We start from the raw sequence: 10,685 nt of genomic DNA, 5'->3' as shown, positions 1-10,685 counted from the left end.
CACGAAGCGCCTCGCCGCCGAGCGCGGCGTCGGCATCAGCCGCTTGCTGACGACCGGCAACGAATGCGACGTCGATATAGCCGACGGCATTGCTTCGCTCGCCAGGGACCCGGGCACCTCGGTGATCCTGTGCTGCATGGAGACGTGTCGCAACGGGCCGAAATTTCGCGAGGCCTTGTCCCTCGCGCGTGAAGCCGGCAAGCCGGTGGTGCTGCTGAAGGTCGGCGTGTCCGACGCCGGGCAGGCCGCAGCCGCTTCCCATACGGGGGCGCTCGCCGCATCCGATGCCGTGTTCGACGCCGTCGTGCGCAGCGGCGGTGCGATCCGCGTGCCGGGCATCGAGCAACTGCTCGAGGTCGGTCACGCCATCGCCGTCGTGGGCCGCGAGCGCCTGCCGCGCGGCAAGCGCGTGGCGGTGGTCACGGCGTCCGGCGGCTTCGGCATCCTGCTGGCGGACGCGGCCAGCGCCGCCGGGCTGCAGCTGCCGCACCTGTCGCGCGCGACGCAGGACCGGGTGCTGTCGCTCGTGCCGTTCGCGTCCCCGGCCAATCCGGTCGACATGACGGCGCAGGTGTCGAGCAAGCCCGAGCTGCTGTACGAGGTGCTGTCCGCGGTGCTTGCCGACCCGGCCTGCGACGCGGTCATCCTGCAGTCGGCCAATGCCTTCTTCATGCCGCGGCTGCGCGACGTGTATCTGCAGGCGCTGCGGCGCGTGCGCGAGGAAATGCCGGACAAGCTGGCGATCCTGTGTACGCGCGGGCCGGGCGACGTGCTCGCGCAGTTGAACCAGCTGGGCTATCCCGCCATCGAGGGGATCGACGCGGCTTGCGCCACCCTGGCAGGGCTGGTGAAGGCGGGCGGGGTTCGCGGACACGCGCTTCCTGTCGCGTCGCCCGCGAAGGTCGAGCCGCTGGCCGCGAGCGCGTTCGCCAACGAGGCGAATGCCAAGGCGGTGCTCGCGCGCGCCGGATTGCCGGTGCTGAAGGAAGTCGTCGCGAAGACGCTCGACGATGCCCGCGCCGCATCGCGCGAGACCGGCTTTCCGCTGGTGCTCAAGATCGTCTCGCCCGACATCGCGCACAAGACCGAGGTGGGCGGCGTCGTCGTCGGCGTTCGCGACGAAGATGCGCTGGCCACGGAGTACGCGGCGTTGCTGGCGCGCGTGAAGGCGAATGCGCCCACGGCCCGCATCGAGGGGGTGCTGGTCGCGCAGATGGCGCAAGGCGGCTCGGAATTGATCCTGGGCGCCAAGAACGACCCGGTGTTCGGCCCCGTCGTGATGGTCGGCCTCGGCGGCATCTACGCCGAAGTGATGAACGACGTCGCGCTGGAGTCGGCGCCGGTCGACGAAGCGCGCGCGCTTGCGATGCTGCGCTCGCTGAAGAGTTTTCCGCTGCTGGACGGCGCGCGCGGCCGGCCCAAGGCGGACGTGCAGGCCGCGGCTGCCGCCATTGCCGCACTCTCGCGCTTCGCCGCGGCGCATGCCGACACGGTCGGCGAGATCGACGTCAACCCGCTGCTCGTGCAGGATGCGGGCAAGGGCGCCTGGGCGCTCGACGCGCTGCTGGTCGCCAAACAGAAGGACACCACCGCATGACATCTTCACTTTCGGGCCGCGTGGCCTTCATCAGCGGCGCCGGCCACGGCATCGGCAAGGCGACGGCGCTCGCGATGGCGAGGCTCGGCGCGATCGTCGGCGTGAACGACCTGAAGGTGGAGTTCGTGCAGGAGACGATCGCGGCCATCGAGGCCGCGGGCGGCCGGGCGATCGCGCTGGCGCAGGACGTGTCGACGCGCGACGGCATGCGCGAGGCGGTGTTGCGCCTCGCGCGCGACGCGGGCCGGCTCGACATCCATGTGAACAACGCCGCGTGGGTGCGCTACCAGCCCGTCGCCGAGATCACCCCCGAGGTGATGGACCGCATGGTCGAGATCGGCTTCAAGTCGGTGATCTGGGGCATCCAGGCCGCGGCCGAGGCGATGGACCCGGAGCGCGGCGGCGCGATCGTCAACGTGGCGTCCATCGCCGCCGTGCGTTCGCCGGGGCGCTCGATGGTCTACAGCGGCATCAAGGCGGGCGTGCTCGGCATCACGCGCGCGGCCGCGGCGGACCTGGGTGCGCGGCGCATTCGCGTCAACGCGGTCGCGCCGGGCGCAGTGCCCACCGAAGGCACGGCCAAGCACCGCAATGCGGACCTGGATGCGCGCCGCATCGCGCGCACGCCGCTCGGCCGGCTCGGCACGGTGGAGGAGATCGCCGATGCGATCTGCTTCCTCGCGAGCGACGATGCGCGCTTCGTCAATGCCGACGTGCTGCACCTCGACGGCGGCGCGTCGCAAACCAACATCGGTTGACATGGCCACCGTTCAACGCCTCCAGAACGTCTTCGTTGCCGCGCGCGAGCCCGGCAAACTGGGCGCCTTCTACGAATCCGCACTCGGACTGCAGCCGAAGTTCCGCGACGGCGAGCGCTGGATCCAGTACGGGGCCGGCGGCAGCAACGTCGCGGTGGCCTCGCTGGAGGAAGCGGCGCCGGTCATCTCGGGCCTGGTGATGGTGTTCGAGGTCGACGACTTCGAGGGCATGCAGGAGCGCGTCACCGGGGCCGGTGGCGAGGTGATCGGCGTGCGCGACATGGGCTCGCACGGCAGCGTGCTGTCGCTGCGCGACCCGGAAGGCAACGTCGTGCAGCTGTTCAAGCGCGCACCGAAGCCGGCATGAGCCGCCGGGCCGCCCCAAGGCTCATGGTCCCGCAGCGCGTAGCGCGGAGGGTCGTCCAATGAGCGCGCCCACGAGCTTGCAGGACCTGCTGGATCGCGAGGCGATCCGCGAGTGCCTGCACCGCTATTGCCGCGGCATCGATCGCGCGGACGAAGAGGCGCTGCGCTCGGCCTACTGGCCCGATGCGACGGACAGCCACGGCGCCTACAAGGGCAGCGCGAGCGGCTTCATCGCGCAGGCGCTGCCGAAGCTGCGCGAAGAAGGCGGCCGCTACTTCCACGCGATCTGCAACATGGGCATCGAGTTACGCGGAGAGCAGGCCTCGGTGGAGAGCTACTTCATCGCCTTGCAGGTCGCCGCGTCCGCGCCGACGCGCGAGACCTTCCTCGCGGGCCGCTATCTCGACCGCTTCGAGCGGCGCGGCGGCGAGTGGAGAATCGCCGCGCGCACGGTCGTGTACGACTGGCAGGAGGAGCAGGAGCGTGCGCAGAATGCACAGCCGGATGCGCAGTTCGGGGCGCGGTCGCCGGTGGGGGCGCGATGGCCTGGGGATGCCGTGTACGAATTTTCAAGGCGCGCAGGGACGGGCTGACGAAAGCCGCGAGCGCGCCCGGATCACCTTGCGCCCGTTTTCCACCGAGGAGGCGTGGCCGCATTGTTTGACATATCGAAATCGTCGCCCGAATAGCGAAGCAGATCGGTGCGGGCCAACGCGAGCTGCCTACAGTGTGGAGCCCGACGAGACCGCCATGAAACCGGCAGGCTGGCGAGAGTGATTCTTGTTCCTCGGGAGACGATCGACGACTATTTCGGCACCATGAACAAACCGATTCACCTCCTCGTGGCTTCCACCTTGGCCGCTGCGGCAAGCGTTTTTTCTCCCGCCGCGCAGGCGCAGGACTTCGGGTCCCGGCCGATCCGGCTCGTGGTCGCGTTTTCTCCGGGAGGCGTGGGCGACTTCCTCGCGCGAACGGTGCAGCAGAAGCTGCAGGAACGCTTCAAGCAGACCGTGGTCGTCGAGAACAAGCCAGGAGCCAGTGGGACCATCGGCGCGGACGTGGTCGCGAAGTCGGCGCCCGACGGGAACACCATTCTCGTCACAAACCAGCTCGTCGTGCAGGCGCCCAATCTCGTTCTGAAGCCTCCCTACGATGCCCAGCGCGACCTGGTTCCCGTCGTGGAACTCGGCGGCGCGCCGCCGATCCTTGCGGTGAACGCCAGCAAGACGTCCGCACGGACACTGAAGGAATTCGTGGAGGAGGTGCGCAGGCGCCCGAAGACATTCAGTTATGCATCCGTCGGCCAGGGGTCGATGGGCCATTTGTACGGCGCGGCACTCAATGATATTGCGGGCACCGACCTGGTCCATGTGCCCTACAAGGGAAGTGCGCCGGTGGTCATGGCCCTCGTGGCCGGGGAAGTGCAGTCGGCCTTCAGCGACTATGCGACCATGAAGCCGCACATCGAATCGGGAAAGATCAGATTGCTGGCCGTATCCAAGGCTTATGCGTCGACACCGAATGTGCCGACATTCGCAGCCTTGGGATATTCGGGGCTGGAATCGTATAGCTGGCTCGGCATGTTCGTCCCCGCGAAAACGCCGGCGGCCGTCGTCGGCCAGATCGCCGCCGAGGTCAACCGCATCATGTTGCTGCCGGAAGTCGTCGCGAAGATGCAGGAGCTCGGCCTCGAGACGTCCGGCATGAACCAGGATCAGTTCGCGGCCATGGTCGCCGCGGACTTCAAGCGCTGGGCCGTGATCATGAAGAAGGCCGGCATCAAGGCCGAGTAATCGCCTCGAAAGGACGCAATGCTTCGACCAGCGCCTTGCCGAGTTCCCGCCGCCGTTCCGTCGTCATGCGCGCATTGATCGCGGCGAGGCTGATTCCTGCATAGCTCGTATCCGACAGCCTCACCGCGCAGCCGACGCCGCGAGCCTCTCCCGTGGTGTGGTCGGGCGTCTGAGAGTAGCCGAGCTTTCGCGTCTCTTCGACGAAGCGCCGCAGGCCCTCCAATGTCAATCCGATCTTGCGGTACTCGGATTTCTGCCTGCCGTAGATCGCGTCGACTTCCGCATCCTGCAGTCGTGCGAGCACGCCAACGCCGACGCCGCTCGCGCCCAGAACCCGCCGCGTCCCGACCTCGACCAGCAACGCCTTGATGGGATACGCTCCCTCCTCCCGATGGATGCAGAGCGCGTGGTCACCGCTTTGCACGACCAGGAAAGCCGTGTCGCCCGAGCGCTGCGCCAGGTCCCGGAGGACGTGTCGAAAGCGTTCGACGAGGGGGGTCATGGCGGTGGACAGCAGTCCGAACTGCATGGCTTCCATGCCAAGGCGATAGCGCCTCAAGGGTTCCGCGCGATCGACGAAGCCCTCGTCGACAAGGCAGGCCAACAGCCTGTGGGTTGTCGATCGGTCCAGGCCGCTCAACTCGACCGCATCGGAAAGCCGCAGTCCCTCGAGATGATTCATCGAAACCAGTCGCAGCAGCTCCAGCGCCTTCCCTGCACTCTGGGCGCCGGTGATACCAGGTCGTTTTTTCATGAAATGCCACGACCTTTCCACGCGAGTGTTTGCAGCTCGCGCGACAAGCTCGCTCCCAGCTCCGCACGCCGCTGCTTCGGCATTCGGGAATTGATTGCGGCGATGCTGATCCCGACGAAGCTGTTGGGCGAATACCGGATCGCACAGGCGACCCCCCGTGTCACTTCGTGCCGATGGTCCGTGAGGTCGGCAAAGCCCGCGGCACGTGTTCGCAGCCATGCCTTGCACAGCCTGGGAAGAGAAACCCCGGACATTCGGTACTCCTCCTCGTAGCGCTCGTACGCCGCTACAACCTCCGGCTCCTCCATGTGCGCCATGATGGCCACTCCCGCCAGGCTGATTCCCAGCAGCAGGCGCATGCCCGGCTTCGCCGTGAGCACCTTGACCGGATAGGTGCCCTCTTCACGATGCAGGCACAGCACATGGTCCGCCGAGCGAACCATCAGGAAGACGGTGTCGTCGGTCTGGCGCGCGAGACGGCGCATCAGCGGAAGGAACCGCTCGACGACAGGTCTCATGCCCGTGGACACCAGGCCCATCTCCAGGGCGGACAGGCCCAGTCGATAAGCCTTCGAAGGAAGTGCGCGCTCGACGAAGCCGTATTCCTCCAGACAGGCGAGCAGGCGATGGGCAGTCGAGCGGTCCTGGCCCGAACTTGCGATGAGATCGGTGAGGCGAACGCCGCCCGGATGGTGCAGGCCGACCAGCCTCAGGAGGGCAAGGGCCTTCGCGGCACTTCGGGTGCCTGTCAACGGATCGGACTTGTTCATGCTTCACGGCTTTCGGTGGAAATTCTCACCTATTGGGAATCGAATCGCAAAGGGTTTGATCTCGTAAAAGGCTGGGTCCTACGATGGCTGCACACAGGAGACAGACAAATGAGATTCGGCAATCGCAGGAATATCCTGATCCATTTGACGATAGCGGCGTGCGCCGCGCTCGCGGGCGGCATGGCATGGGGCCAGTCCTTTCCGATCCCCGGCAAACCCATCCGGATCATCGTGCCCACTTCGGTCGGCGGCGGCAACGACTTCATCGCACGCACGGTCGCGAAGAAGCTGGGCGAATCCATGAACGTCAGCGTTGTCGTGGAAAACAGGCCGGGTGCAAGTACGACCATTGCTTCGGATCACGTTGCCAAGTCCGCGCCGGACGGTCACACGATCCTGTTCAACGGGCCGCCGCTGGTGCAGGTGGCCAGCCTGTACAAGAAGTTGCCGTTCGACCCGCTCAAGGACTTCATCCCGCTGACGGACGTGATCCGGACGCCACTGTGGTTCGTGGTCAGTTCAGCCAAGGTGCCCGTCAAGACGCTGGCGGAGTTTTCCGAACTCGCCAAAAGCAAAGGGCGCGCGGACAGTTACGCCTCGGTCGGCGCGGGGACCTCGCTGCACTTGTTCGGTCATGGCCTGAACGAGGCGGCCAAGCTGAACATGCTTCACGTGCCCTACAAGGGGGGCGCGCCGGCGATGGTTGCGCTCGTCGGCGGCGAAGTGTCTTCCATCTTCATCGACTACGCGACCATCAAGCCGTTTCTGGCCGACGGAAAGGTGCGCATGCTGGCCGTCACCGGAACCAAGCGGTCCCCGTTGACGCCGGAAGTTCCGACCTTGTCCGAGCTCGGATTCAGCGGCTTCGAGGCCTACGGCTGGGGAGCCTTGTTCCTGCCCGCCAGGACGCCGAACGACATCGTTGCGAAACTGTATTCGGAAGTCCAGAAGGTGCTGCAGCAACCCGACATGATCGCGAGCATGAACAACATGGCGTTCGAGATGGGAGGAACCCCGCAAGCGGAGTTCACGACCCTGGTGCGCACCGACCATGACAAGTGGGCGCGATTGATCAAGGCCTCGGGCGTGTCGCTGGACTGAACGCACGACGGGGTTGCAGGCAAACACTCGGAGAACCGACGATGAAGACAATCAGCCAGATCTACAAGGATTTCCTCGATGCATGGTCACGCGGGGATCTGGAAACGATGACGGGGTACTACCACGACGACATCGTCTCGTACCCCAACCGGGCCATGCGTCCGCTCAATGGCAAGGCGGCCGTGCTGGAGTTCCTCGCGAAATTCGGCAAGGGCATGAGCAATCCCCGGTTCGAGCAGTTCCTGATGATCGAAAGCGGCAACACGCTGTTCATCGAGGGCACCGAAAGTTATTCCAAGAACGGCCGCGAGATTCTCGTTCCGTATGCGGGCGTGGTCGAATTCAAGGACGGCAAGATCATCGCCAAGCGCGACTACTTCGATCTCAAGTCCCTCGAAAAGCAGCTCGCGGCCTGAATCACCTCCACCCCACTGCGCCGAACATCGATCGGCGGCAGGAGACCCGAAATCGAAGCCGATATCCTCACGCACCTCGACGACGGCGTTCTGACGGTGACGCTGAATCGCCCGGACTCGCTCAATGGGCTCACCGTGTCCATGACGCGCATGCTCAACGACCGTCTGCGCGAAGCCGCGGCCTCGCCCGAGGTGCGGGTGGTGGTGCTGACCGGCGCCGGTCGCGCCTTCTGCGCGGGCGGCGACATCAAGAGCTTCAAGTCCATCGACGAGAACGACCCGCTGTGGGTACGGTTCCAGGACGACCCGATCTGGAACGACATCGACAGCGCGGCCGAGCGTACGCGAGGCAACAGCGAGGGGCCGCTGCTTCTTCATCGCATGCCCAAGCCCACCATCGCCATGCTCCGCGGCGCATGCGCCGGCGCGTCGATGGCGCTGGCAGGCGCCTGCGATTTCCGGATCGCCTCCGACACGACGTTCTTCACCACCGCGTTCGCGCGCATCGGCGTATCGGGCGAGCTCGGGGCCAGCTACTACATCACCCGGCTGGTGGGCGTGGCCAAGGCCCGCGAGCTGTTCTTCTTCGCCGACCGTGTCCCGGCCGCGGAGGCACTGAGCATCGGGCTGGTGAACAAGGTCGTTCCCGATGACGAACTGCAGGCCGAGGTCACCCGCTTCGCGCGCCGCCTGGCCGACGGGCCGCCGCTGGCCTTGCGCTACATCAAGGCCAACCTGAACGCAGCCGAGACCGCGATCGCCGAGGACGTTGTCGCCATGGAGGCATTCCATCAGGCGCGGTCGATCCGCAGCGCGGACGCCAAGGAAGCGATCTCCGCATTCCTCGCCAAGCGAACACCGACGTTCACGGGCCGCTGAGGGCGCCGGGCCGAAGCCGCCGTCATCGTCAGGAAGGCCTCGCGTGTTCGTCGAAGGAAATTTCAATCCGCCCTGGTTCAACCCCGCCATGCCGTCGCGGGAGCGATCGGTGCTGGCGCCGCTGCTGGACCACTGGGCTTCGAAGACGCCGGATCGCGTGTTCGCCGTTTTCGAGGACGGCGAGCAGTGGACCTGGGTCGAGACACGCGCAAAGGTCCTGGCGGTGGCCGATGGGTTGTACCGGTTGGGCGTGCGCCGCGGCGACCCCGTCAGCGCATGGTTGCCGAATGGCAAGACCATGCTCCTGATCTGGTTCGCCACCAACTACCTGGGCGCACTGTTCTGCCCGATCAATACTTCGTTCCGGGGCAACCTGCTGGCCCATGTGATCCGCAATACGGGTGCGAAGCTGATGGTCTGCCACGCGGGCCTGATGGAGCGCCTGCACGACATCGACCTGGCGCAGCTGGAGGCCATCGTCATCTCGGGGGACCATGAGGGAGCTGCGCCGGGGGCGCGGCGCCTGTACCCGGAATCGGCCTTGCAGGGAGACGCGAACGCGGTGGGCGCCTCGCCCCCAACGCAGCCCTGGGATCCCTTCGGCATCATCTACACCTCCGGCACCACCGGCCCGTCCAAGGGGGTGCTGGTGTCCTACCTGCAGCTGTACTCCGCCGCCCTGGTCGGCTTCGGCTACATGGGCCCGGACGATCGAATCCTGGTCAACCTGCCGATGTTTCACGTCGGAGGCACCAACACGATTTTTGCCGCGCTGGTGCGAGGCGCATCCTTCCTTCTGGTGGATGGTTTCGACAGCCGCAAATTCTGGAAGCAGGTCAAGGAGTTCCGCTGCACCACGACAGGCCTGGTGGGCGCCATGACCGAGTTCCTGTCCAAGGCCCCGCCTGCCGAAGGCGAGAAGGACAACCCGCTGACCCTCGTGGCGCTCGGTCCGGTGACGCCGCAGACCGTGCTGCTCGCCGAGCGTTACGGCTTCCGCTACAAGACCGGCTTCAACATGACCGAGGTCTCGTGCCCGCTCGTCGCCGGATTCGACACCCGGGCATTCGGCAGTTGCGGAAAGCCTCGCGACGGCATCGAGTGCCGCCTGGTGGACGAGCATGACCAGGAGGTCCCCGACGGCCAGCTCGGTGAGTTGGTCGTGCGGTCCGACCTGCCCTGGGTCATCACGTCCGGATACAACGGCATGCCGGAGGCCACGGCGAAAGCCTGGCGCAATGGCTGGTTCCATACCGGCGACGTGTTCCGAAAGGACGCGCAGGGCAACTACTTCTTCGTGGACCGGGCCAAGGACACGATCCGTCGGCGCGGGGAGAACATTTCATCGCAGGAGGTGGAGTGCGAGGTGCTGGCGCATCCAGCGGTGCAGGAGGCGGCTGCGATCCCGGTCAAGAGCGCCGATGGCGAGGACGACGTCATGGTCGTGCTGGCGACCCGGCCGGGCGCCTCCGTCGACGCGGCGGAACTGCTGCAATTCCTGATTCCGCGCATGGCGCATTTCATGCTCCCGCGGTATGTGCGCTTCATGCCCGCCCTGCCCAAGACCGTCACGAACAAGATCCAGAAGGCGGAGCTGCGAAAGGATGGCGTGACGTTCGATACCTGGGATCGGGACGCCGCGGGTATCGTGGTGAAGCGGCAGAAGCTGCTGGGGTGAGAGCGCAAACCTCGGGCACATCGCCCCTTCAAAATTTCGGCACGTCCCCCCGCACCGCCATTCCCCGAGCGCGACTGCGCCCCGTGGGTGGCGCGGTTGATCCCTGCGCCACTCCGCCGCGAGGCACGAGCGGCATCAAAGGTAACAACGCCTGCAACTCCTTCGCCTGCGAAGGCCGCATGGCGTTGCTGCGATCGCGATTGAATCGGGTCACACCGACCGTGCGCATGGCGGGCCGCTGGTGCACGAGCATGTTCAGGCGCTCTTCGCGATGGTGCTCCGCATTGGCGTACCAATCGCTCTCGTAGTCAGGGCTGAAGACGGCCAGCAAGACCTCCACGGGCACTTCCTTGCTGGAGACGCGGCAGGCCAGCAAGGCCTCCGCACGCTGGCGCTCGTCGGTCCACGGACGATCGGCCCAGGCCAGGAGGTTGGGGATGCGGTAGCGGGGGTCTCCTCGTTTTCAGTGCAATAAGTGACGGTACGAAAAGCTAGCACTGGCGCGGAGGTGGTGTTGGTAGATCGTTGATTTCATTGACTTTCCTGTTCACTTTCAAATCTGCGATTCGTGGC

12 protein-coding genes are annotated in these 10,685 nt (G+C 66.0%); 9 read left to right on the top strand and 3 right to left on the bottom strand.

From position 1 onward, the window contains the following. The 5 genes from AB7E83_RS27740 to AB7E83_RS27720 form a co-directional block, all read left to right on the top strand. Positions 1-1,597: acetate--CoA ligase family protein (locus AB7E83_RS27740; protein WP_428574699.1), on the top strand; the 1,597-nt coding region annotated here is incomplete at its 5' end. Continuing rightward, positions 1,594-2,355 (top strand): SDR family NAD(P)-dependent oxidoreductase, encoded by a 762-nt coding sequence (locus tag AB7E83_RS27735; RefSeq protein WP_428574697.1) that lies wholly within the window; start codon positions 1,594-1,596, stop codon positions 2,353-2,355. The genes AB7E83_RS27740 and AB7E83_RS27735, both read left to right, overlap by 4 nt. A 1-nt stretch (position 2,356) precedes the next feature. Next, on the top strand, positions 2,357-2,722 hold the full coding sequence (locus tag AB7E83_RS27730; RefSeq protein WP_428574695.1) for a VOC family protein: 366 nt from the start codon (positions 2,357-2,359) through the stop codon (positions 2,720-2,722). A 58-nt stretch (positions 2,723-2,780) separates the two neighbouring features. Then, positions 2,781-3,314, top strand: coding sequence for a nuclear transport factor 2 family protein (locus tag AB7E83_RS27725; RefSeq protein ID WP_428574693.1), 534 nt, complete (start codon positions 2,781-2,783; stop codon positions 3,312-3,314). Positions 3,315-3,422: 108 nt separating this feature from the next. Then, positions 3,423-4,514, top strand: coding sequence for a Bug family tripartite tricarboxylate transporter substrate binding protein (locus AB7E83_RS27720; RefSeq protein WP_428574691.1), 1,092 nt, complete (start codon positions 3,423-3,425; stop codon positions 4,512-4,514). On the opposite strand, the gene AB7E83_RS27715 is transcribed toward AB7E83_RS27720, so the two are convergent. After that, positions 4,501-5,268 (bottom strand): IclR family transcriptional regulator, encoded by a 768-nt coding sequence (locus tag AB7E83_RS27715; RefSeq protein ID WP_428574689.1) that lies wholly within the window; start codon positions 5,266-5,268, stop codon positions 4,501-4,503. The two genes, AB7E83_RS27720 and AB7E83_RS27715, sit on opposite strands and share 14 nt — an antisense overlap. After that, entirely contained in the window at positions 5,265-6,038 is a 774-nt protein-coding gene (locus AB7E83_RS27710) for an IclR family transcriptional regulator (RefSeq protein WP_428574687.1), read from the bottom strand. Before AB7E83_RS27710 ends, AB7E83_RS27715 begins: the two co-directional genes overlap by 4 nt. A gap of 15 nt (positions 6,039-6,053) precedes the next feature. Between AB7E83_RS27710 and AB7E83_RS27705 the strand changes: the two genes are divergently transcribed. The 4 genes from AB7E83_RS27705 to AB7E83_RS27690 are packed head-to-tail and all read left to right on the top strand — an operon-like array spanning position 6,054 to position 10,112. Next, positions 6,054-7,139, top strand: a complete 1,086-nt coding sequence (locus tag AB7E83_RS27705; RefSeq protein ID WP_428574685.1) for a Bug family tripartite tricarboxylate transporter substrate binding protein — start codon at positions 6,054-6,056, stop codon at positions 7,137-7,139. A gap of 41 nt (positions 7,140-7,180) precedes the next feature. Further along, positions 7,181-7,555 carry a nuclear transport factor 2 family protein gene (locus AB7E83_RS27700; RefSeq protein ID WP_428574683.1) on the top strand — a complete coding sequence of 125 codons (375 nt, stop codon included), beginning with the start codon at positions 7,181-7,183 and terminating at the stop codon, positions 7,553-7,555. After that, positions 7,556-8,434, top strand: a complete 879-nt coding sequence (locus AB7E83_RS27695) for an enoyl-CoA hydratase (protein WP_428574701.1) — start codon at positions 7,556-7,558, stop codon at positions 8,432-8,434. 43 nt (positions 8,435-8,477) lie between these two features. Then, entirely contained in the window at positions 8,478-10,112 is a 1,635-nt protein-coding gene (locus tag AB7E83_RS27690; protein ID WP_428574681.1) for an AMP-binding protein, read from the top strand. A gap of 28 nt (positions 10,113-10,140) precedes the next feature. Here AB7E83_RS27690 and AB7E83_RS27685 read toward each other — a convergent pair whose 3' ends face one another. Further along, positions 10,141-10,452 (bottom strand): hypothetical protein, encoded by a 312-nt coding sequence (locus AB7E83_RS27685; RefSeq protein WP_428574679.1) that lies wholly within the window; start codon positions 10,450-10,452, stop codon positions 10,141-10,143. Positions 10,453-10,685: the final 233 nt, after the last annotated feature.

The organism is Ramlibacter sp., from assembly GCF_050250995.1.
Lineage (GTDB): Bacteria > Pseudomonadota > Gammaproteobacteria > Burkholderiales > Burkholderiaceae_C > Ramlibacter.
The sequence above is the reverse complement of the archived record's forward strand: the minus strand, read 5'-3'. Positions and strand labels throughout refer to the sequence as shown.